Origin of the sequence: Sphingomonas sp. Leaf257, assembly GCF_001422185.1 — a bacterium.
GTDB lineage: Bacteria > Pseudomonadota > Alphaproteobacteria > Sphingomonadales > Sphingomonadaceae > Sphingomonas > Sphingomonas yabuuchiae.
The window spans coordinates 114,535-136,539 of record NZ_LMMH01000002.1 but is presented as its reverse complement, the minus strand read 5'-3'; the positions used below and the strand labels follow the sequence as shown (position 1 = coordinate 136,539).

Here is a 22,005-nt window from a genome sequence, read left to right as displayed (position 1 = left end):
AGGCTGAACGGAGGGCGGGATTGGGTGCGAGGTCGCTTTACCGCCCCACAAAGCGCCCCGGCCGCCGCTCGGTGACCGCACGCACACCTTCGGTGAAATCCTCGGTCCGCATCAGCTTGGCCTGCTCGGCCAGTTCATGATCGGTCGCCGTCTCGACCAGCGCGCGCAAATCCCCCCGGATCGTGCGCCGTGTCGATGCCACCGCCAGCGGCGCGGCGGCGGCGATCTCGTGTGCCAAGGCCAGTGCGGTCGCCTCCAGCGTATCGGCGGACACCAGCTGGTCGACCAGCCCCCAGCGCTCCGCTTCGTCGCCCCGGATGCGCCGCCCGGTCAGCAGCATCATCGCCGCGCGCTGGCGCCCGATCACCCGCTCCAGCACCGCCGAGATGCCGAAGCCCGGATGCAGCCCCAGTTGGACAAAGTTCGCCACGAACCGCGCCTCGGGCGTCGCGATGCGGAAATCGGCGACTAGCGCCAGCCCCAGTCCCGCACCGACCGCCGCCCCCTGCACCGCCGCGACCACCGGCGTCGCCACCCCGAACAGCCGCGCGGCCGCCATGTAGAAAGGGCTGCGCTCGCCCGGCGGCAGCGGCTCGGCGACCGGGTTCGCATGGACCAGGTCGGCGCCCGCACAGAATACCCGACCCTCAGATCGAAGCAGGATGGCGCGAATCGCGGGGTCCGAATCCGCATCGTCGAACGCTTCGGCCAATTGCGAAATGGTTCCCAGCCCCAGATGATTATTTGGCGGATTCCGTAGGGTCAGGATAGCGACGGCCCCGTCATGGCGGATTTCGATAGTCATGCCCTCCTATTAACCCGGCTTCGACACCAGTGGCCAGCACCATACCCGTTGCTCGAAAGACACAGCGGCAAGGCATAAAGCGGCCGAGCGCAAACAGGTGCTTGAGCCCGTCACCCCGACCGGACTAGACAATGGCCATGTCAGGTGATCGGCCGATAACGGGACGACGCCTAGGCATCGGGAGCCCAAGGGCTCCGTGCCGGGAGGGGATGCCGGGCGGCCTGGAAAACGGGCCGCCCTTTCCCCCTTCATTACCTCGCCCAATCTCCCCCATGCGATCCGGTGGAACCCGTCCGCCCGATGCGGATTGCTAAAGACCTTAATCGAACGGCGGCTGGCCGAAGGGATAGCCGCCCTTTTTGGGGATATGGCGATGCCCGACACTATCCTGATCACCGGCGCCTCCGCCGGTCTGGGCGCGGATTTTGCGCGGGCGCTGGCCAAGAAGCCGGTGACGCTGGTGCTGACCGCGCGGCGCACCGACCGGCTGGCAGCGCTGGCACAGGAACTGGGCACGCGGCCGGATGTCGAGGTGCATGTCATCTCCGCCGATCTCGGGCGCCCCGAGGGCGTGAAGACGTTGCTCGACGGGATTGCTGATCGGGCTCTGCGGATCGATACGCTCATCAACAATGCCGGCTATGGCGCGCTGGGTGACTTTGCCGACAGCGATCTGGCGACGCAGACGGGGATGATCGAGCTCAATGTGCGGGCGCTGGTGACGCTGACCCATGCGCTGCTGCCGCCGATGCTGGCGCGCGGGCGCGGGCGCGTGCTGAACGTCGCCTCGACCGCCGCCTTCCAGCCGGGGCCGTATATGGCGGTCTATTATGCCAGCAAGGCGTTCGTTCTGCACTTCTCCGAGGCTTTGCACGAGGAGGTTAAGGCGCGCGGCGTGACGGTGACGGCGCTGTGCCCGGGGCCGACCAGGACCGAGTTTGCCGATGTCGCGGGCATGGCCGAGACGCCTTTGTTCGAGCGCTTCGCCTCCGGGTCGGAACAGGTGGTGCGCGACGGCCTCGCCGCGCTGGAGCGGGGGCAGGCGGTGATGGTGTCGGGGCTGCTCAACCGGCTGACCGCCGCCAGTACGCGGGTGGCACCGCGCGGGGTGCTGCGGCGGGCGGTCGCCAAGCTTCAGAGCGAGCGGCGATAGGTTTTGTTCGCGCGGAGGCGCGGAGACGCGGAGGTGTCTGGACGTGCCGCACTGGCCTCCTCCCTTTCGGTCGGCAGACAAAGCCGTGCTGTGGCGAAAACAGGCAGCCTGCGGCTGGGCGATCCCCCTCCGCGTCTCCGCGCGAACCTATTCCGCCGTCACCGGCGTCCGGCTCCCCCGCACACTATCGAAGGCGTAGAGCGCGCAACCGGCCCAGATCAGCACGAAGGTGACGATGTGGACGGGCTTGAGCGGCTCGCCGAACAGCAGCACGGCCTGCGCAAATTGCAGGGTCGGGGCGATATATTGCAGCAGGCCCAGCGTCGCGTACCGCATCCGCCGCGCCGCCGCCGCGAACATCAGGAGCGGCGCCGCCGTCACCGCGCCCGCCAGGATCAGCAGCATGTCAAGATGCCGGTCCGCCCCGAACGCCGCCGTGCCATTGCCGCTCGCCTGGAACAGCACGAACAGCGCAGGGGCGGCGAGCAGCAACGTCTCGACCGTCAGGCCGCCCAGCGCATCGATCGCCGCGATCTTGCGCACGAAACCGTAGAAGCCGAAGGACAGCGCCAGCGCCAGCGAAATGCCGATCGCCCCGCCGCCGCTGATCGCCAGCACGACCACGCCGAGGGCGGCGATGCCCACCGCCACCGCCTGCATCCGGCGAATCCGCTCGCCTAGAAGCGCGACGCCCAGCCCGACATTGACAAGCGGATTGATGAAATAGCCGAGGCTTGCCTCCAGCACATGGTTGTTCTGGACCGACCAGATATAGACTAGCCAGTTGACCCCGATCAGCGCCGCGCTGGCGCAGAGCAGCAGCAAGGTGCGGCCTCGCGCTGCCGCGATAATGGCCTTGCCCCGCCGCGCGACGAGCACGACGACCGCGAGCAGCAGGAGCGACCAGAGGATGCGGTGCGCCAGCACCTGAAGCGCGGGCACGCCCTTCAACAGCTTGAGATAGAGCGGCAATATACCCCAGCTGATATAGGCCCCGATGCCGAGCAGCAGGCCGGTGCGAGCAGATGAAGCGGTCGTCATGCCGCCCCCTGTTCACGCTTGGGGTGCGGATGGCAAGTCAGGTGTCACCCGGCGACCATGCCCCTCACCTCGACCGCGCCACCCAGATTGACGACCCGGCCCGATACCATGCCGGTGATCCGCACCGAGGCCCCGCGCTCGACGATGACATCGCCTGCGACCATGCCCTTGATGGTCGCATGGACACCGGAGGCGACGAGGACGTCACCACCGACCATTCCGCGCACCGTCCCGTCCGACGTCACTTCCAGCGAACCTGCCGTCATTCCGCGCATGGCATCCTCCTGTGTCGGGGACAGGACGCGCGCCCGGCAGATAGGTTCACGCGTGCGCTTCGACTTCGCTCAGCGTGAACGGTTGCTGGTTTCGATTTCGCCCATCCGTTCAGCCTGAGCGAAGTCGAAGGCCACGCCCCGCCATCGCCCAGCGCATAGGATCAATCGGCGAACAGCATCACCGGCGTTTCCAGCAGCCGCTTCAACGCCTGCACATAGCTTGCCGCATCATAGCCATCGACGACCCGGTGATCGCAACTGATCGACAGGTTCATCAGCTTGGCCCGCGCGATCGTCTCGCCGCCGCGCCCATCGGAGCGGAAGACCGGGCGCTCGACGATGCGATTCGGGCCGATGATCGCGACCTCGGGGCGGTTGATGACCGGCGTCGTCGCGATGCCGCCCAGCGGCCCAAGCGAGGTCAGGGTAATCGTGCCGCCACCCATGTCGGTGCTGGCGATGCTGCCTGCACGCGCGGCCTCGGCAAGGCGGCCGATCTCCGTCGCCAGTTGCCAGACATTGCGGCTCTCGGCATTGCGGATGACGGGGACCATCAGCCCGGCGGGGGTCTGCGTCGCCATGCCCATATGCACCGCGCCCGAGCGGTTCACCACGCCCGCCTCGTCATCATAACGCGCGTTGAGCATCGGGAAATCGGGAAGCGTCTTGCAGATCGCGACGATCAGCAGCGGCAACATGGTCAGCTTCGGCCGATTGCCGCGCCCGGCGTTGAGCTGCGCACGCGTCTCCTCTAGCGCCGTGACGTCGATTTCCTCGACATAGGTGAAGTGCGGAATCGCGCGCTTGGACGCGGCCATGTTCTCGGCGATGCGGCGGCGCATGCCGATGACGCGCACGGCTTCGTCGGCGCGGGGGGCGCGGGCGGGGGTATAGCCCTGCCCCGAACCATAACGCAGGAACGCGTCCAGGTCCGAATGGCGCACCCGGTCGCCCTCGGCGGGCCTCACGCTGGCGAGGTCGACGCCCAGATCTAGCGCCCGCGCCCGAACGGCCGGAGACGCCAACACCTTCTTCTCCTGCTCCCTCTCCCCTCCGGGGAGAGGGTTGGGGTGAGGGGCAGCCACGGGCGATTCGTCAGAGGGGGCAGCTTGCGGCGCCCCCTCACCCCGCCCCTCTCCCACAAGGGGAGAGGGAGTTTGCACCTCCTCGACACCGGGGTTTTCGGCTTCCAGCACGGCCTCTTCCATCGCGGGCGAGGCGGCTTCCTCCACCGCATCGGTCTCGATCACCATCAGCGCCGATCCGATCGGCACCTGATCGCCGACCTCGCCCGCCAGTTCGACGATCGTGCCCGACACGGGCGATTCCATCTCGACGGTCGCCTTGTCGGTCATCATGTCGGCGACCGACTGGTCCTCCTCGACCCGGTCGCCGAGCTTGACGTGCCAGGCGACGATCTCGGCCTCGGAGATGCCTTCGCCGATATCGGGCAGGCGGAAGGTGAAACGAGCCATGTCAGGCGTCCTTCAGCAAGTTCTTGAGCGCCTGGCCGATACGGACCGGGCCGGGGAAATAGGCCCATTCCAGGCTGTGCGGATAGGGCGTGTCGAAGCCGGTCACGCGCGCGATCGGCGCTTCGAGGTGATAGAAGCAGCGTTCCTGGACCAGCGCGGACAGCTCCGCGCCGTACCCGCCGGTCCGCGTCGCCTCGTGCACGATCATGCAGCGGCCGGTCTTCTTCACCGACGCCTCGATGGCTTCGATGTCGAGCGGGACGAGCGTGCGCAGGTCGATGATCTCGGCATCCACGCCCATATCGGCGACCACGGCGGCGCAGACATGGACCATTGTGCCATAGCACAGGATCGTCACCGCCTCGCCCGCGCGTACCGTCGCCGCCTTGCCCAGCGGGATGCGGTAATAGCCGGTCGGCACCTCGCCGCCGGGATGCTTGGACCAGTTCTCAGCCGGGCGATCCCAATGGCCGTTGAACGGGCCGTTATAGATACGCTTGGGTTCGAAGAAGAGGACCGGGTCATTGTCCTCGATCGCGGCGATCAGCAGGCCCTTGGCGTCATAGGGGGTCGCCGGGATCACCGTCTTGATGCCGGAAACGTGCGTGAAGATGCCCTCGGGCGACTGGCTGTGCGTCTGGCCGCCGAAGATGCCGCCACCAAAGGGCGAGCGCACGGTGATCGGCGCGGTAAACTCGCCCGCCGAGCGATAGCGCAGCCGTGCTGCCTCGCTGACCAGCTGGTCGAGCGCCGGGTAGATATAGTCGGCGAACTGAATCTCGGGCACCGGGCGCAGGCCGTACGCGCCCATGCCGACTGCGACGCCGATGATGCCGCATTCGGTGATCGGCGTGTCGAACACGCGGGTCTTGCCATATTTCTTCTGCAGGCCAGCGGTCGCGCGGAAGACGCCGCCGAAATAGCCGACATCCTCGCCCATCACGACCACATCCGGGTCGCGCGCCATGACCACGTCCATGGCGGAGTTGATCGCCTGGATCATGTTCATGCGGGTGATCTCGCCCGCGTCTTCGACAGTTTCGGTCATGATGTCGCTCACTGTCCCTCTCCCATTGGGAGAGGGAGGGAGGCGCAAAGCGCCGGAAGGGTGAGGGTGGGACGCGCGGCGAGGACACCCTCACCCTCCCACTCGGCTGCGCCGAGCGGGCCCCTCCCTCTCCCAGTGGGAGAGGGGGAAATCACTTGCGCGCCCATGGCCGTCCGCTCGCTTCTTCCTCGTCGAGCATCTGCTGGCGCTGCTCGCGTAAGTGCCAGGGCATCTCCTCGAACACACCGTCGAACAGACTGTCGAGCGGCTGGTGCAGGCCGTGGCCGAGGATACCGTTCGCCTCGGCCGCCTTTTGCGCGGCGCGGACCTCCTCGGCGACTTCGCGGTCTTGCGCGGCGTGGCGCTCTTCGTCCCATTCGCCCAGACCGATCAGGTGATCCTTCAACCGCCGGATCGGATCGCCCAGCGGCCAGGCGGTCGGTTCGCCTGCCGAGCGATATTGCGTCGGATCGTCCGAGGTAGAGTGCCCCTCGGTCCGATAGGTGAAATGCTCGATCAGCGTCGCGCCCTGATTGGTTCGCGCGCGCTCGGCGGCCCATTGGGTCGCGGCATAGACCGCCAGCGCGTCGTTGCCGTCGACCCGAAGGCCCGCAATGCCATAGCCGATCGCCCGCGCGGCAAAGGTCGTCGCCTCCGCCCCCGCGAAGCCCGAAAAGCTGGAGATCGCCCACTGGTTGTTGACGACGTTCATGACGACCGGCGCCCGGTAGACGGCGGCGAAGGTGCAGGCCGAGTGGAAGTCGCCCTCCGCCGTCGAGCCCTCACCACACCACACGGCGGCGATGCGGGTGTCGCCCTTGGCGGCCGAGGCCATCGCCCAGCCCACCGCCTGCGGATATTGCGTCGTCAGATTGCCCGAGATCGAGAAGAACCCGGCTTCCTTCGCCGAATACATGATGGGCAACTGCTTGCCGCCCAGCCGATCCGCGCTGTTGGAATAGATCTGGTTCATCATGTCGACCAGCGGCCAGTCGCGCGCGATCAACAACCCCTGCTGGCGATAGGAGGGGAAGCACATATCCTCATAATCCAGCGCATGGGCGGCGGCGACGGCGACCGCCTCCTCGCCCAGCGCCTTCATGTAGAAGCTGGTCTTGCCCTGACGCTGGGCACGGAACATGCGCTCGTCGAAGGCGCGGAGCAGCACCATGTGGCGCAACATGCGGCGGAGGCGATCGGGCGAGAGGCGGGGGTCCCAGGGGCCGACGGCGCGGCCCTCGTCATCCAGCACGCGCACGAGCGTATAGGCGAGTTCGTGGAAGCTGTCGGCGGGCGCGGCGGTGTCCGGGCGGCGCTGGGCACCGGCGGGCGGAACCTCGACACTGGCGAAGTCGACCGCATCGCCCGGCCGGAATTTCGGCTCAGGGACATGCAGCTGCAACGGGGCCAGGTTGGCGCGCGAAATGCCTTCTGGCGGCACGGCCATGCTCTCTCCTCAACGCTTCGCCCGATTCATGTCGGGTCGTTGCTATCTTTCAACCGGATGACATTTTATTTCAAGCGCCTTTTGGGCGCTTCGTCCGGCGTAACGCGTCGAGTTGTGGTGTTTTTCCTTCTTTCCTCCCCTTGCAGGGGAGGTGGCAGCSYGAAGSGCTGACGGAGGGGTGTCACGGCCAGCGGGGACACCCCTCCACCAGCTTCTCTGGTCCCCCTCCCCTTGCAGGGGAGGAATTGTTGTCCCTACCGCCCTCGCGCGACCAACTCCGCCAGATGCGAGTGCAACCCTGCGGCATTGGCGGGCCAGGTAAAGTCCCGCACCGCCGCGCGCACCGCCCAGGGGTCCGCCGCCTGCTCCAGCACGTCACGGATCGCGGCGGCGAACTCGCCCGGATCGGCCTGGGCGATCCGCCCCGCCACCCGGCTCGTCACGACATCCTCCGCCCCGCCCGCCGGCGTGATGACCACCGGCGTCCCGCAGGCCAGCGACTCGACCCAGGCATTGGCCAGCCCCTCTGACGCAGAGGCCAGCGCCATGACATCTGCTGCCCCCAGCAAGGGCGGCAGTTCGGCATGCGGTATCGCACCGATCAACCGCACCCGGTCGGCGACCCCCGCCCGCTCGGCCCGTGCGGTCAGGGCGGCGCGCTCCGCCCCCTCCCCCACGATCATCAGCGTGACGCCGGGCAATCGCGCCACGGCATCGATTACCACGCCATGGCCCTTTCGCGGGATCAGCGCGCCCAGCGACACGACCAGCGGCCCGGTCACGCCCAACGCCCGTTTGGCGGCTTCACGGTCGATCGGTTGAAAACGGCTCTGGTCGACGCCGGTATGGTGGACGCGGATCCGGTGACGCGAGACGCCGAGCGCCGCCACGTCGTCCGCCATCGCATCGCTGACCGCCAGCAGGCCATCGGCGCGCATCGCCGCGCGCGCGACCTGGTGCCGCGTGGCGGGGGCATGCCCCCAAAGATGGATATCCGCCCCCCGCGCCTTGATCGAGACGGGCACGCCGTAACGCCGCCCCAGCGCGACCGCCGCCGGGCCGTCGGGGAAGAAGAAGGACGCGTCGATCACGTCGAACCGCGCCTCGTCCCGCAGCCGGTCGAGCACAGGGGTCAGCGCGCGCACCAGGGCAGGCACATGGAAGCGCCCGGCCGTGCCGGGGATCGTCAAAAAGCGCGGGCGGCTGACATCCAGTCCCGCCCATTGCTCGCGCAAGGGCAGCGCCGCCTGCGCCCGAAACCGCGCCGAGCGCGCCAGCGGCCAGACTGGCAGGCCGATCGGCGCGACCACCCGGACGGCGATACCGGGCCGCATCGCCAGCGCGGCGGTCTGGCGTTCGACGAAGATTCCGAAATTCGGCCGCGTCGCATCAGGAAACAGGCTCGACAGGGTCAGCACGTTCAGCATGAGACCTCATACTCCTGTCGAGGCAATAAGACGCCGCCTATCGGTACATTGTCGCCGACGTCATCCGCCTGAACCACGGCTTCGGTTTACAAGATCATAAATATGACCGCCAAGATATAGGCCATTCATCGACCCGACAGATCGATCCTGACACAATTGTGATGATAAGCTATCCCTTGATAGCTTTTGCGGGTGGGGGTTTCGATGAGCCGATTCGGACGTTTGGGTACGCTGCTGGCTCTGGCAGCGACCTTGGCGGGTTGTGGCGATGGCGGCGGTGGCAGCAGCGGCACGATCGGATCGAATAGCGGGGGCTCGGGCGGCGGGACGGCGACCGGCACGGTGGACAGCAGCTGTTCGCTGCGCAACCGGCAGAACTGGGTCTCGGCCCAGATGAACGAATGGTATCTCTTCCCGGATACCCTGCCCGCCTCGCTCGATCCGACGCCCTATACGACGGTCAGCGACTATATCGACGCACTGACCGCGACCGCGCGGGCGCAGCGCAAGGATCGTTACTTCACCTACATCACCTCGATCAAAGAGGAGAATGCCTATTACAGCTCGGGCGCTTCGGCGGGCTTCGGCTTTCGTCTGACCGCGGACTCGACACAGTCCAAGCTGATGATCGCCGAGTCGTTCGAAAGCGGCGCGGCCCTCGCCGCCGGAATCGATCGCGGCACCACGATCCTGGGCATCGGCACGACCGCCTCCAACATCCAGTCGATCCAGGATATCGTCCGCGCCGATCCCAATAACGGATTGTCCAACGCGCTGGGTCCCGACACCGCGGGTACGACACGCTTCTTCAACGTGGCGGACCCGTCGGGTGCGACACGCACCGTATCGCTGACTAAGTCGGCCTATACGCTTCAGCCGGTGTCGCCCAATTACGGAACGCAGATCATCACCGACAACGGCCGGCGCTATGGCTATGTCAATCTGCGCACCTTCATCAGCACCGCCGACCCGCAGCTGCGCGCCGCCTTCGCCTCGTTCAAGCAGCAGGGCATCACCCAGGTCGTCGTCGACCTGCGCTATAATGGCGGCGGCAGCATCGATATCGCCGACCTGTTCAACAATTTGCTGGGCGGCAATCGCCAGACATCCGACGTGATGGGCTATATCGCCTTCCGCCCCAGCAAGTCGTCGAATGACGAGACGACCTATTTCGCGCCCCAGCCCGAATCGATCGTGCCCACCCGCCTCGCCTTTATCGGCACCGGCGGGACGGCCTCGGCCAGCGAACTCGTCCTGAACCGCACCCTGCCCTATATGGGCAGCAATACCGGGCTGATCGGCGCCAACACCTATGGCAAGCCGGTGGGCCAGATCGCGCGCGACAATGCGCAGTGCGACGACCGGCTGCGCGTCATCGCCCTGTCGATCCAGAATGCGAACCGGCAGGGCGATTATTATAACGGCCTGGCCAGCGTCGTGCCCGCCAGCTGCCGCGCCAGCGACGACCTGACCCGCAAGATGGGCGACCCGCAGGAGGCCTCGACCCGCGCCGCGCTCGACTTCCTGCAGGGCAAGAGCTGCACCCCGATCAGCGCGACCGCGAGTGCACAAGCGGCGGGCGACGGCCCACGCAAGCTGCTCCAGCCCGAGCGGCCCTCGGTCGCCCAGCGCGACGTGCCTGGGTTGTTTTAAAATTTGATGCCAGCGCGTCTCAGCGCTGCAAGCCCCTCCCCTTCAGGGGAGGGGTTGGGGTGGGGCATCACCACGAACGGCACGCCTGCGGATGCGCCCCACCCCCATCCCCTCCCCTGAAGGGGAGGGGCTCGCGTTGATCCCACGCGAGGTCATCCTGATCTCAACTGCTCCCCGTGCCGGAGAGGGAAGGCCTTCTTACAGCCGCTGGGTGCCCGCATAGGCGAACAGCGCGTCGCCATCCGACGACAGAACGACCGTCTCCGCGCCGGTTACGGTCAGGCACTGGCCCGCCTGGAACGCGACGCCCGCGACCTCGCCCGATCCGGTGATCGGGATCAACCACGCGGTCCGCCCCTCGGGCAGGGCCACCGCATGCTCGCCCGCCGCCCAGCGTTCGAGCACGAATTTCGGCCCTTCGACCAGGATATCACGCCCCTCGCCCGCCGGCCCCGGCGAGACGATCGACTGATACGGGGTCAGGTGCGCGACATCGACACCATCCTCCAGATGCAGCTCACGGTCGCTGCCATAGTCATAGAGGCGATAGGTGGTTTCGCTGTTCTGCTGCACCTCGATCACGGTCAGCCCGGCCCCGATCGCGTGGATCGTGCCCGAGGGGGCGTAATAGAAGTCGCCTTCCTTCACCGGCACCCAGTCCAGATCCGCCTCGACCGAGCCGTCGCGGGCGTCGGCGCGTAGCTGTTCCTTGGTCATCGGCGCCTTGGGACCCAGCGCGATGGTCGAATCGGGTTCGGCGGTCAGGATGGTCCAGCATTCGTCCTTGCCGCGCGGCAGGCCACGGGCCTGGGCCTGTTCGTCGTCCGGATGAACCTGCACCGACAGCTTCTCGCTGGTGAACAGATATTTGATGAGCAGGTCGGGCGAGGTGTCGCCCGGCTCCTGGAACCACACCTCGCCGATGGGGGCGCCATCGGCCGGGGCGTCCTCGAACCCGGGATAGAGCGTGTGGCGGCCCCAGGGCTTTTCGACGCGGTGGGTGTGGAGCATCGTGGCGGGCATGGTCGTTCGATTCCTTCCGATCGGGCGACGGCAAAACCGTCGGGGCCATGGGGGCGTTCCCTGCCGCCCGGCCCGTCAAAGCCCCATGCCGCGAGCGCTATCAGGATGGCAAGTCGTCTCTCGTTTCCGCCTATCGTCGGGCGGCGTGCGGGAGGGACTGTTCCCCGCCCCAATGCTGCGCTAAGGACATGCGCGATGCGTTACCCCCGTTCCCGTGCGCTGTCGCTGGCGCTGATCGCCGCCATGGCCCTTCCGATCGCGGGTTGCGCCCGCAACCGTGCCCGCACCGACCTGCCCTATGTCGCGCGCGACGTCGGCACGCTGTACACGGCCGCCAAGAACCGGCTGGACCAGCATCGCTACAAGGAGGCGGCGCTGCTGTTCGACGAGGTGGAGCGTCAGCACCCCTATTCGATCTGGGCCCGTCGCGCACAGTTGATGAGCGCGTTCAGCTATTATCTGGGTCGCGATTATACCCAGTCGATCCAGTCGGCGCAGCGTTTCATCTCGGTCCATCCGGGCAACCGCGATGCGCCCTATGCCTATTATCTGATCGCGCTCGGCTATTACGAGCAGATCCAGGACGTGACCCGCGACCAGAAGATCACCCGCCAGGCGCTGGACGCGCTGGGTGAGTTGATGCGCCGCTATCCCAATTCCCGCTATGCCGCCGATGCGCGGTTGAAGGTCGATCTGGTCAACGATCACCTGGCGGGCAAGGAGATGGAGATCGGCCGCTTCTACGAGGACCGCCACCAGTGGCTGGCCGCGTCGATGCGTTTCCGCACCGTCGTCGACAAGTACCAGACCACCAGCCACACGCCCGAGGCGCTGATGCGCCTGGTCGAGGCCTATCTGGCGCTGGGCGTACGCCCGGAAGCCGAGCGCTCCGCCGCCGTGCTGGGCGCCAATTATCCCGGCAGCGACTGGTATAACCGCGCCTATAAGCTGATGCGCGAATATCCGGTGCAGCCGATCGCCCCGATCCAGCCCGGCCAGCCCGTGGTGCCGACCGGCACGCCGGGTTCGGTCAATATCGGCCTGCCGGGCGGCGGTGGCAGCACCGCCACGCCGAGCGCGGCGGCGCCGGGGCGTCCGACCCCGACGGGCAACAACAGCTCGCCGACGGGGTGATCTCCCTTTCCTCCCCTGCAAGGGGAGGGGGACCAGCGAAGCTGGTGGAGGGGTGTCCCGCTATCGAGAGTGCGACACCCCTCCGTCAGGCATACCAGCCTGCCACCTCCCCTTGCAGGGGAGGAATACATGCGCTCCGAACAAATCGGGATCATTTTTCCCGCGGGGGATAACATCCGCCCCCGTTTCGCTTTATATCGCGCGCCATGCTGACCGCGCTGTCCATTCGTGATGTCGTCCTGATCGAGGCTCTGGACCTGGATTTCGGCCGGGGCCTGGGCGTCCTGACCGGTGAGACCGGGGCGGGCAAGTCGATCCTGCTCGATGCGCTGGGCCTGGCGCTGGGCGGGCGTGGCGATAGCGGGCTGGTCCGTCACGGCGCAGGCCAGGCCATCGTCACCGCTAGCTTCGAGCCCCCCGCCCCCGACAGCCGCCTCGCCATCATCCTCGATGAGGCCGGGATCGAGATCGAACCGGGCGAGCCGCTGATCGTGCGCCGCCAGGTCAAGGCCGATGGCGGCAGCCGGGGCTTCGTCAACAGCCAGCCCGCCTCGGCCGCCCTGCTCCGCGAGATCGCGCCCTATCTGGTCGAAATCCACGGCCAGCATGACGATCGCGGCCTGCTGAATCCGCGCGGCCACCGGACGATGCTCGACAGCTTCGGACGGATCGATACGAGTGCGGTCGCCGCCGCCTGGGCACGCTATCGCGAGGCCGAAGCCGCTCTGACCGCCGCACGCGAAGAGATCGAAACGGCGGCGCGCGACCGCGAATGGCTGGAACACACGGTCGCCGAACTGACCAAGCTCGCCCCCGAACCCGGCGAGGAAGAGGCGCTGGCCGACCGTCGCCGCACCATGCAGCGGTCGGAAAAGATCGCGGGCGAACTGGGTGCGATCGACGAGCATCTGCAAGGCTCCGACGGCGCGCTGGCGGGTCTTCGTCAGGCCGCGCGCGTATTGGAGCGGATCGGCGAGGATCACCCTGCCCTCACCGAAGCGCTCGCCGCGATCGATCGTGCGGTGATCGAGGCGTCGCTGGCCGAGGAGCGGCTGTTCGAGGCGCAGCGCGAACTCGCCTATGATCCGCGTGCGCTGGAAGAGGACGAGGCCCGGCTGTTCGAGTTGCGCGGCATGGCGCGCAAGCACCGTGTCCAGCCCGACGACCTTGCCGACCTGACCGAGCAGTTGCGCGGGCGGCTGGAGCGACTGGATGCGGGCGAGGAAGGCATAGGCCGACTGGAAGCGGCGGTCGCGACGGCGCGCGCCGCTTATGACAAGGCTGCCGCCAAGGTCACCGCCGCCCGCACGACCGCCGCCGAACGGTTGGACCAGGCGGTGAAGAGCGAGTTGGCCCCGCTGAAACTGGACGCCGCGCGGTTCCGCACCATCGTCGCGGCCCTCGAACCCTCGGGCTGGTCGGCGGCGGGCAAGGACCGGGTGGAGTTCGAGATTTCGACCAACCCCGGCGCGCCCTTCGCCCCGCTCATGAAGATCGCCAGCGGCGGCGAATTGTCGCGCTTCATCCTGGCACTGAAGGTCGCGCTGGCCGAGGAAGGCGGCGCGACGACGATGATCTTCGACGAAATCGATCGCGGCGTCGGCGGCGCGGTGGCGTCTGCCATCGGCGACCGGCTTCACCGGCTGGCGGGACGCACCCAGTTGCTGGTCGTCACCCACAGCCCGCAGGTGGCGGCGCGCGGTGCCGCACATCTGCTGATCGCCAAGAGCCATGACGGCACCGTCACTCGCACCGGGGTTCGCGCCCTGAGCGACGCGGAACGCCGCGAGGAAATCGCGCGGATGCTGTCCGGCGCCACCATCACCGACGAAGCGCGCGCGCAGGCCGATCGGTTGCTGGAATCCTGACAGAATTTTCTAGGAAGTTATTTCATATCTGATATGCTCTATCACCAACGAGGATGTTGGGCTGTCCCCGGATTGTGATGGATCTATCGGATGTCGAATAATTTCGCCTCTGCCGCTCCGATTGCCGATACAAACGATATGACCGTGCTCGTCGGCCATCTTCATTCTTGTCTCGCGCTGGCGGACAAGCTCGACCTGCCGATGGTGGCGATCCATATCGAACAGGCGCGCAGCCTGATGACGGATCAGGCTCGGGGACCTGAAAAGGAGCGCGCGGCGGACGCGCTTTCCTGACTTGCGTGAACGGGTCGGCCGCTACGGCTTGATCCCGCCGTCACCGCTGGACTAGCACGGGCGGCGTGACCGCACCTCAGACCCTGCCCCAGACCGATCTCGAAGCCGCCGCCGAGCTGAACAGCCTCGCCCGCGAGATCGCCCATCACAACCGCCTCTATCACACCGAGGACGCGCCCGAGATTTCGGATGCGGACTATGACGCGCTGGTCCGCCGCAACACTGCGATCGAGGCCGCCTTTCCGCATCTGGTCCGCAGCGACTCGCCCAATAGCCAGGTCGGCGCCGCCCCCGCCGCGCATCTGGCCAAGGTGCCGCACGCCCGGCCGATGACCAGCCTGGACAATGCCTTTACCGACGAGGAGGTCGAGGAATTTGTCGGTCGCGTCCGCCGCTATCTGAAGCTGCCCGAGGACGAGCCCGTCACCCTGACCGCCGAGCCCAAGATCGACGGCCTCTCCTGCTCGCTACGCTATGTCGACGGGCGGCTGGTCCAGGCGCTGACTCGCGGCGACGGCGCGATCGGCGAGGACGTGACCGAGAATGTCCGCACCATCGCCGATATTCCCCAAGCACTGCCCGACGACGCGCCGCAGGTCTTCGAGGTGCGCGGCGAGGTCTATATGAGCAAGGCCGATTTCGCCGCGCTCAACGCCCGTCTTGCGCAGGAAGCCGCCGAGACGGGCAAGGAAGCCCGCCAGTTCGCCAATCCGCGCAACGCCGCCGCCGGATCGCTGCGCCAGAAGAACCCTGCGATCACCGCCGGGCGCCCGTTGCGCTTCCTGGCGCATGGCTGGGGCGAGGCGAGCGCGGTGCCGGTCGAGACTCAATTCGACATGGTCGAGGCCTGGCGCCGCTGGGGCTTTCCCATTGCCGATGCCTTTGCCCGCGTGCCCGATGCCGGTGCCGCGCTGGCCATCTATCGCACCATCGAGGCGCAGCGCGCCGACCTGCCCTTCGACATCGACGGCGTGGTCTACAAGGTCGACCGGCTCGACTGGCAGGCCCGACTCGGCATCGTCGGACGCACTCCACGCTGGGCGATCGCGCACAAATTTCCGGCCGAGCGCGCCCAGACCACGCTGGAGAAGATCGATATCCAGGTCGGCCGCACCGGTGCCCTGACCCCCGTCGCACGGCTGGAGCCCGTGACGGTCGGTGGCGTCGTCGTGACCAACGCCACGCTGCACAATGCCGACGAGATCGAGCGGCTGGGCGTCCGCCCCGGCGACCGCGTGGTCCTGCAACGCGCCGGCGACGTCATTCCGCAGATCGTCGAGAACCTGACCCGCGAGACGCCGCGCGAACCCTTCATCTTTCCCGACCATTGCCCCGAATGCGGCAGCCTGGCGACGCGCGAGGAGGGCGAGGTCGTCATCCGCTGCACCGGCGGGCTGATCTGCCCGGCGCAGCGCGTGGAACGCCTGATCCACTTCGTCTCGCGTCACGCCTTCGACATCACCGGGTTGGGGCTGGTGCGCGTCGAGGAATTCTTCCGCGACGGCCTGATCGCCTCGCCCGCGGACATTTTCCGCCTTCACCAGCATCGCGAAGCGCTGATCCAGCGCGAGCGCATGTCGGAACTGGTCGTCGACAAGCTGCTCGCCGCCATCGACGCGCGGCGCGATATATCGCTCGACCGCTTCCTCTTTGCCTTGGGCATCCGCCATGTCGGTGAGATCACCGCACGCGACCTAGCCCGCCGCTTCGTCTCAATGGCGGGCTTCCGCGCGATGATCGACGCCGCGCTGACGGTCCGAGCCGAGACCGTCCCCGCGCTGGGCGAACCCGACCGCAAGTTCGAGCTTCGCCGCCAGCGCGCCATCGTGGCCGCCATCGACACACCCCAGATCGGCCCCGAAGTCGCCGACGCACTGCTCGACTTCTTTGCCGAAGCGCATAACCGCGACGTCGTCGACGACCTCCTGAGCGAGGTCACGCCCGCCGACACCGTCCACCAGACCCGCGAGTCGGAGGTCACCGGCAAGACCCTGGTCTTCACCGGCACGCTCGAAACCCTGTCGCGCGACGAGGCCAAGGCGCAGGCCGAAGCGCTGGGCGCGCGCGTATCGGGATCGGTTTCCGCCAAGACCGACCTCGTCATCGCCGGGCCGGGCGCCGGATCGAAGCTGAAAAAGGCGCAGGATCTAGGCATCCGGGTGATCGACGAAGCCGCCTGGAACGATCTGGTCGCCGCAAGCTGAGCATGGTGGAATCGTGACCGAGATGTCACGATTCCGGTCTTGCCCGATACGCCCCAGCGGGGTTCACGCCCCCGCCCGACGCCACCGAACCGCGCAAGCGATGCGAAAATTTCGACGTCGAATGAAGGCTATACGGCTGTTACCGCTCCCATAACCGTTGCCAAACTGCAACGCCCGCCAACGGAGTGAAAGCCCCCCTGTCCCCGCCCCGTTCTTTGTAACATAACGGCAATGTTCGTAGCGCAGGGCACGCTCAACCGAGCCGCACAAGCGGCCGGAACGCGCCGCTTCGCGCGCGAAAAGGGGACCTATAACTCATGCGTAATTCGCTTTTCCTGGGCGCGGCCATCGTTGCGCTTGCCATTCCGGCCGCAGCCTCGGCTCAGTCGACCGGCTCGGTGGATGCCGAAGAAGTTGTCGTCACCGGCAGCCGCAACGACAGCGTCGGCGGCGTCAAGACCGTTGACACCACCCGTAACAAGGCTGTCCTGACCCAGCAGTTCATCAGCCGCCAGACGCCGGGCCAGAGCGTTAACGAAATCATCAACAACCTGCCGGGCGTCAGCTTTCAGAACAACGATCCGTTCGGTTCGGCTGGCGGCACGCTGACCATCCGCGGTTTCGACTCGACCCGCATCAGCCAGACCTTCGACGGCATTCCGCTGAACGACACCGGCAACTATGCGATCTATTCCAACCAGCAGCTAGACCCGGAACTGATCGAACAGGTCAACGTCAACCTCGGTACCACCGACGTCGATTCTCCGACCGCCGCCGCGACCGGCTCGACCGTCAACTATCGCAGCCTGATGCCTTCCGACAAGTTCGGCGCGCGCATGGTCGGCTCGGTCGGCGACTACAGCTTCTTCCGCGTGTTCGGCCTGGTCAACACCGGCGTCTTCACTCCTTGGGGCACCAAGGCTTGGATCGCAGGAAGCAGCGCGACCAACGACGTCGTGTTCAACAATTACGGCAAGATCGCCAAGCAGCAGTATAATGCCAAGATCTATCAGCCGATCAGCAGCAACGGCGACTTCATTGCCATCTCGGGCCACTACAACCAGAACCGTAATAACTTCTTCGGTTCGGCGCCGCTGCGCAACGACACCAATGTCTTCACCTCGACCGGCGGCACTGGCCCGAACGCCGCCGCCCCAACGCTGGTGACCGGTGCCGTCCGCACCGCAGGCACGGGTTCGAGCAACCGTTTCCCCAACAGCCGCGACGAACTGCCTTACAATGTCGCTCGCTGCCAGATCGACACGCCCTCGGCTGGTACCGTCGACGTTCCTAATAGCTGCGGCACGAGCTTCGACGAGCGTTATAACCCGTCGAATACGGCCAACATCCGCGTCAACTCGCGCTTCACGCTGGCCAATAATCTCGTCCTGTCGGCCGACCCGTATTATCAGTACACCAAGGCCAATGGCGGCGGCACGGTACGTGCCCAGGAAGGCGCCTTTACCGCCCGCAACGGCCAGACCTTCTACGGCTACATCGGGAACAACTATTATTTCGGCCGTGACCTGAACGGCGACGGTGATCTGTTGGATCGCACGACGACCATCGGCAACACCACGACCAATGGCGGCGTCACGCTGCTGGCGCCCAGCCAGACCGTCACGCATCGCTATGGCGTGATCTCGTCGCTGCGTTACGACTTCATGCCGGGTCAGACGCTGCGCGTCGCCTATACGCACGAATATGCGCGTCACCGCCAGACCGGCGAGCTGGGCTACCTTCAGCTGAACGGCCAGCCTTTCGACGTCTTCCCGATCAACAATCCGATCCTCGCCACCAACGGCTTCGCCGTGCAGAAGCGTGATCGCCAGTCCTTCGCGATCCTGGATCAGGTATCGGGCGAGTATACGGGCAAGTTCTTTGATGACGCCTTGACCATCCAGGCAGGTGTCCGTGCGCCGTGGTTCAAGCGCGACCTGAACAACTTCTGCTTCGTTACCTCGGGTGGCGGCAATGTCGACTGCTTGGGTCGCGGCAACGATGCGGCCAATGCTGCCTATGCGGCTCAGAACCCCTATTCGTACAACGCAGCGACCAATACGGTCACGGGCTACGCGGTGCCGCAGCAGCGTGTCCTGCGCTACAACCGCGTCCTGCCGAGCGCGGGCTTCACCTATCGCCTAGACAACAGCGCCTCGGTCTTTGCGAATTATTCGCGCGGCTTCCAGGTTCCGGGCACCGACAACCTGTATCAGACGCTGTATTATCCCGCAGGCGCTGAAGCGGCCAATCCGAAGCCCGAATTCTCGGACAATTTCGATCTGGGTGCGCGCTACACGACCAACCGCATTCAGGCGCAAGTCGGCCTTTGGTACACCAAGTTCAGCAACCGCTTGGCCTCGGCCTATGACGTCGACACCCAGCAGACGATCTATCGCAACCTGGGCCGCGTCGATAAGTACGGCATCGACGGCTCTATCGCCTATCGTCCGGTCGACGACGTGATGCTCTATGTCTTCGGGTCGTACCTGAAGTCGGAGATCAAGAACGACGTCGTGCTGGGCCGTTGCCCGACCACGCTGACGGCGGCGAACACCACGACCAACTGCTCGGCCGCTGGCGCTCCGGTCTATGCGCTGACCGCCGGCAAGCGGGAGTCGGGTGCACCGGTCTACACCTTCGGCGGTCGCGCCCAGGCTACGCTGGGTCCGGTTGATTTGGGTGTCCAGGCCAAGCGCACCGGGCGTCGCTACCTGAACGATCAGAACCTGCCGCAGTTCGCCTGCACCGTGGCGCTGATCAACAATGTCTGCCCGACCGTCGCCAACGTCCCAGCTTCGTTCAGCGGCACGCGGGGTATTCAGTACCAGACCTATGGCGCCTATGCTCCGGGTTACACGACCGTCGATCTCGACGCCCGTATCGCTCTTGGTTGGACCGGCATCGGCACCGACAAGACCTATATTCAGGTGAACCTGCAGAACGTGTTCAACACCTTCTATGTTGGTGGCCTGGGTCAAGCAGGCCAGACGGCCAATGTCGTCTCGTCGCTGCCCTTCGTGCAGATCGGTTCGCCGCGCGCGCTGATCGTGTCGCTCAATACGCAGTTCTAAGTCGCTAACCCGGCGTTAGTGCCGGATAGCATCCGGGCCGTCCCTCCTTCGGGAGGGGCGGCCCTTCTTTTTTGCCCTTCCCTCACAGGCCGTGTAGATGTCGCTCGGCCATGGCCAGTCATTCGCCCGCCGCGACGTCCCCCGCTTCGCCCCCCGCCTCCGATCCCCTGTCGGTACGGCCGTTTTTCGAGAACAAGGCGCGTGCCTTCTGGACGCTGCAGGCGGCCGGGTGGTCGGGCTATCTGGTGCTGCGATCGGTGGTCGGCATCTCCAACGGCTTTTCGCTGGAGAAAATCATCCCCGTGATCATCGAGGCGATCCTGGGCTATTGCATCACCCTGCTGCTCTCGACGCTGTACGGCTATTACCGGCGCATTCCGCGTATCATGGGGGTGTTCCTGACGCTGGCGACGCTGGCGGCGGCGACGTTCCTGTACGCCGCGCTCAATGCCTTTTCCTTTTCGTTCATCACCACGACCCAGCCGGGCGTCACCGTCACCCTGCTGATCGGCAATCTGTTCATCACCTTCGTGGTGCTGGCGGGATGGTCGGCGCTGTATTTCGCGATCAACTATTATCTGATCGTCGAGAGCCAGATCGACGAGATGCGCGCCTTGGAGCTCCAGGCCTCGACCGCGCAGCTGGCGATGCTGCGCTATCAGCTGAACCCGCATTTCCTGTTCAACACGCTGAACTCGATCTCGACTTTGGTGCTGCTGAAACAGACCGAGCGCGCCAATGCGATGTTAAGCCGGCTGTCAGCCTTCCTCCGCTACACCCTGGCCAATGAGCCGACCGCGCATGTCACCGTGGCGCAAGAGGTTGAAACGCTGAAACTCTATCTCGAAATCGAAAAGATGCGCTTCGAAGACCGCCTGCGTCCCAGTTTCGAGATCGACCCGCGGGCGGAGCGCGCGCGCCTGCCCTCGCTGCTGCTGCAACCGCTGGTCGAGAATGCCATCAAATACGCCGTCACGCCGCAGGAGGAAGGCGCGGAAATCCGCGTCGATGTGCGACTGGTCGGGCAACGGGTGCGGATCGCCGTATCCGACACCGGCCCCGGCTTGCACGAGATCCGTCATTCCTCAAGCGTTTCGACCGGCGTTGGACTGTCCAATATCCGCGAACGACTGGCCCAGGCTTATGGCCCGGACCATCGTTTCGAATCCCGCTCCGCGCCGGCTGGCGGATTCTCGGTGGAGATCGAGATCCCCTTCCAGCTTGAGAATGTGAACAGAGAGGCCGCATGACCATCCGTACCATCCTCGTCGACGACGAGCCCCTGGCGATCCAGGGCATGGAGCTTCGGCTCCAGGCGCACGACGACGTCGAGATCATCGAGCGTTGCTCGAACGGGCGCGAGGCGATCCGCGCGATCAAGACGCACAAACCCGACCTCGTTTTTCTCGACATCCAGATGCCCGGTTTCGACGGCTTTTCGGTGGTCCAGGGCCTGATGGAGGTCGAGCCGCCGCTGTTCGTCTTCGTCACCGCCTATTCCGACCACGCCCTGCGCGCGTTCGAGGCGCAGGCGGTCGACTATCTGATGAAGCCGGTCGAGGAAGCGCGTCTCGCCGACACGCTCGACCGGGTTCGCCAGCGCCTGAACGAGAAGCGCGGCGCGGGCGAGGTCGAGAAGCTGAAGGAAGTGCTCGCCGAACACGCCCCCGACGCGGTGACCGACCTGAGCGAGGGCGGCGAAGTGGCGTCGAGCCGGTTCGAGAAGCTCATCAACATCAAGGATCGCGGCCAGATCTTCCGTGTCGATGTCGACACGATCGAGATGATCGAGGCGGCGGGCGACTATATGGTCATTAACACCGGCGACAATTCGCTGGTCCTGCGCGAGACGATGAAGGATCTGGAAAAGCGGCTCGATCCGCGGCGTTTCCAGCGGGTGCACCGCTCGACCATCGTGAACCTGGATCTGGTGAAGCAGGTGAAGCCGCACACCAATGGCGAATGCTTCCTGCTGCTCGAATCGGGCGCGCAGGTGAAGGTGTCGCGCAGCTACCGCGACGTCGTGGCGCGGTTCGTCCATTGATCTGAGGTCCGTACCCCACCTCCGTTCACACTGAGCGAAG

At 66.1% G+C, this 22,005-nt stretch carries 17 protein-coding genes; 9 read left to right on the top strand and 8 right to left on the bottom strand.

The genetic code is table 11. The annotated features are described in order from the left end of the window. Nucleotides 1-37: 37 nt before the first annotated feature. Nucleotides 38-805, bottom strand: coding sequence for an enoyl-CoA hydratase/isomerase family protein (locus ASF14_RS03755; protein WP_056431791.1), 768 nt, complete (start codon nucleotides 803-805; stop codon nucleotides 38-40). 373 nt (nucleotides 806-1,178) lie between these two features. Between ASF14_RS03755 and ASF14_RS03750 the strand changes: the two genes are divergently transcribed. Then, a complete protein-coding gene (locus tag ASF14_RS03750) occupies nucleotides 1,179-1,958 on the top strand; it encodes an SDR family NAD(P)-dependent oxidoreductase (protein ID WP_056431921.1) in 780 nt (259 codons plus the stop codon). Nucleotides 1,959-2,105: 147 nt separating this feature from the next. On the opposite strand, the gene rarD is transcribed toward ASF14_RS03750, so the two are convergent. The 6 genes from rarD to ASF14_RS03720 form a co-directional block, all read right to left on the bottom strand. Continuing rightward, the gene (gene rarD, locus ASF14_RS03745; RefSeq protein ID WP_056431788.1) at nucleotides 2,106-2,999 is read right to left on the bottom strand and encodes an EamA family transporter RarD; all 894 of its coding nucleotides are present in this window, start codon (nucleotides 2,997-2,999) and stop codon (nucleotides 2,106-2,108) included. Nucleotides 3,000-3,043: 44 nt separating this feature from the next. Continuing rightward, nucleotides 3,044-3,274 carry a hypothetical protein gene (locus ASF14_RS03740; RefSeq protein ID WP_056431785.1) on the bottom strand — a complete coding sequence of 77 codons (231 nt, stop codon included), beginning with the start codon at nucleotides 3,272-3,274 and terminating at the stop codon, nucleotides 3,044-3,046. A gap of 161 nt (nucleotides 3,275-3,435) precedes the next feature. Further along, complete coding sequence (locus ASF14_RS03735) at nucleotides 3,436-4,749, bottom strand: dihydrolipoamide acetyltransferase family protein (RefSeq protein ID WP_056431782.1); 1,314 nt, start codon at nucleotides 4,747-4,749, stop codon at nucleotides 3,436-3,438. A 1-nt stretch (nucleotide 4,750) separates the two neighbouring features. Next, the gene (locus ASF14_RS03730) at nucleotides 4,751-5,758 is read right to left on the bottom strand and encodes an alpha-ketoacid dehydrogenase subunit beta (protein WP_056431918.1); all 1,008 of its coding nucleotides are present in this window, start codon (nucleotides 5,756-5,758) and stop codon (nucleotides 4,751-4,753) included. A 190-nt stretch (nucleotides 5,759-5,948) separates the two neighbouring features. Further along, entirely contained in the window at nucleotides 5,949-7,244 is a 1,296-nt protein-coding gene (locus ASF14_RS03725) for a 3-methyl-2-oxobutanoate dehydrogenase (2-methylpropanoyl-transferring) subunit alpha (RefSeq protein ID WP_056431780.1), read from the bottom strand. 254 nt (nucleotides 7,245-7,498) lie between these two features. Beyond that, nucleotides 7,499-8,671, bottom strand: coding sequence for a glycosyltransferase (locus ASF14_RS03720; RefSeq protein WP_056431777.1), 1,173 nt, complete (start codon nucleotides 8,669-8,671; stop codon nucleotides 7,499-7,501). Nucleotides 8,672-8,875: 204 nt separating this feature from the next. Here ASF14_RS03720 and ASF14_RS03715 point away from each other — a divergent pair, with 204 nt between their 5' ends. Then, a complete protein-coding gene (locus tag ASF14_RS03715; RefSeq protein ID WP_082442056.1) occupies nucleotides 8,876-10,324 on the top strand; it encodes a S41 family peptidase in 1,449 nt (482 codons plus the stop codon). Between the two features lie 198 nt (nucleotides 10,325-10,522). Here ASF14_RS03715 and ASF14_RS03710 read toward each other — a convergent pair whose 3' ends face one another. After that, complete coding sequence (locus ASF14_RS03710) at nucleotides 10,523-11,347, bottom strand: class I mannose-6-phosphate isomerase (RefSeq protein ID WP_056431774.1); 825 nt, start codon at nucleotides 11,345-11,347, stop codon at nucleotides 10,523-10,525. Nucleotides 11,348-11,542: 195 nt separating this feature from the next. Here ASF14_RS03710 and ASF14_RS03705 point away from each other — a divergent pair, with 195 nt between their 5' ends. The 7 genes from ASF14_RS03705 (at nucleotide 11,543) to ASF14_RS03675 (ending at nucleotide 21,965) form a co-directional block, all read left to right on the top strand. Continuing rightward, nucleotides 11,543-12,481, top strand: coding sequence for an outer membrane protein assembly factor BamD (locus ASF14_RS03705; RefSeq protein WP_056431771.1), 939 nt, complete (start codon nucleotides 11,543-11,545; stop codon nucleotides 12,479-12,481). A gap of 206 nt (nucleotides 12,482-12,687) precedes the next feature. Then, complete coding sequence (gene recN / locus ASF14_RS03700; RefSeq protein WP_056431767.1) at nucleotides 12,688-14,349, top strand: DNA repair protein RecN; 1,662 nt, start codon at nucleotides 12,688-12,690, stop codon at nucleotides 14,347-14,349. Nucleotides 14,350-14,487: 138 nt separating this feature from the next. Continuing rightward, nucleotides 14,488-14,643, top strand: a complete 156-nt coding sequence (locus ASF14_RS03695) for a hypothetical protein (protein WP_156361029.1) — start codon at nucleotides 14,488-14,490, stop codon at nucleotides 14,641-14,643. Between the two features lie 65 nt (nucleotides 14,644-14,708). Then, nucleotides 14,709-16,847, top strand: a complete 2,139-nt coding sequence (gene ligA / locus ASF14_RS03690) for an NAD-dependent DNA ligase LigA (protein ID WP_056431761.1) — start codon at nucleotides 14,709-14,711, stop codon at nucleotides 16,845-16,847. A gap of 317 nt (nucleotides 16,848-17,164) precedes the next feature. After that, nucleotides 17,165-19,921 (top strand): TonB-dependent receptor, encoded by a 2,757-nt coding sequence (locus tag ASF14_RS03685; RefSeq protein ID WP_056431758.1) that lies wholly within the window; start codon nucleotides 17,165-17,167, stop codon nucleotides 19,919-19,921. Between the two features lie 110 nt (nucleotides 19,922-20,031). Beyond that, entirely contained in the window at nucleotides 20,032-21,171 is a 1,140-nt protein-coding gene (locus tag ASF14_RS03680; RefSeq protein WP_172839688.1) for a sensor histidine kinase, read from the top strand. After that, nucleotides 21,168-21,965, top strand: a complete 798-nt coding sequence (locus tag ASF14_RS03675; protein WP_056431755.1) for a LytR/AlgR family response regulator transcription factor — start codon at nucleotides 21,168-21,170, stop codon at nucleotides 21,963-21,965. The genes ASF14_RS03680 and ASF14_RS03675 overlap by 4 nt, the downstream gene beginning before the upstream one ends. The last annotated feature ends 40 nt before the right edge of the window (nucleotides 21,966-22,005 follow it).

Excerpts from the sequence above, each read along its gene's own strand:
- ASF14_RS03725 (WP_056431780.1), bottom strand. The coding sequence starts at position 7,244 with ATGGCCGTGCCGCCAGAAGGCATTTCGCGCGCCAACCTGGCCCCGTTG.
- ASF14_RS03755 (WP_056431791.1), bottom strand. The coding sequence starts at position 805 with ATGACTATCGAAATCCGCCATGACGGGGCCGTCGCTATCCTGACCCTA.
- ASF14_RS03685 (WP_056431758.1), top strand. The coding sequence starts at position 17,165 with ATGCGTAATTCGCTTTTCCTGGGCGCGGCCATCGTTGCGCTTGCCATT.
- ASF14_RS03705 (WP_056431771.1), top strand. The coding sequence starts at position 11,543 with ATGCGTTACCCCCGTTCCCGTGCGCTGTCGCTGGCGCTGATCGCCGCC.
- ASF14_RS03735 (WP_056431782.1), bottom strand. The coding sequence starts at position 4,749 with ATGGCTCGTTTCACCTTCCGCCTGCCCGATATCGGCGAAGGCATCTCC.
- rarD (WP_056431788.1), bottom strand. The coding sequence starts at position 2,999 with ATGACGACCGCTTCATCTGCTCGCACCGGCCTGCTGCTCGGCATCGGG.
- ASF14_RS03730 (WP_056431918.1), bottom strand. The coding sequence starts at position 5,758 with ATGAACATGATCCAGGCGATCAACTCCGCCATGGACGTGGTCATGGCG.
- recN (WP_056431767.1), top strand. The coding sequence starts at position 12,688 with ATGCTGACCGCGCTGTCCATTCGTGATGTCGTCCTGATCGAGGCTCTG.
- ASF14_RS03740 (WP_056431785.1), bottom strand. The coding sequence starts at position 3,274 with ATGCGCGGAATGACGGCAGGTTCGCTGGAAGTGACGTCGGACGGGACG.
- ASF14_RS03715 (WP_082442056.1), top strand. The coding sequence starts at position 8,876 with ATGAGCCGATTCGGACGTTTGGGTACGCTGCTGGCTCTGGCAGCGACC.
- ASF14_RS03720 (WP_056431777.1), bottom strand. The coding sequence starts at position 8,671 with ATGCTGAACGTGCTGACCCTGTCGAGCCTGTTTCCTGATGCGACGCGG.
- ASF14_RS03710 (WP_056431774.1), bottom strand. The coding sequence starts at position 11,347 with ATGCCCGCCACGATGCTCCACACCCACCGCGTCGAAAAGCCCTGGGGC.
- ASF14_RS03680 (WP_172839688.1), top strand. The coding sequence starts at position 20,032 with ATGGCCAGTCATTCGCCCGCCGCGACGTCCCCCGCTTCGCCCCCCGCC.
- ASF14_RS03695 (WP_156361029.1), top strand. The coding sequence starts at position 14,488 with ATGACCGTGCTCGTCGGCCATCTTCATTCTTGTCTCGCGCTGGCGGAC.
- ASF14_RS03675 (WP_056431755.1), top strand. The coding sequence starts at position 21,168 with ATGACCATCCGTACCATCCTCGTCGACGACGAGCCCCTGGCGATCCAG.
- ASF14_RS03750 (WP_056431921.1), top strand. The coding sequence starts at position 1,179 with ATGCCCGACACTATCCTGATCACCGGCGCCTCCGCCGGTCTGGGCGCG.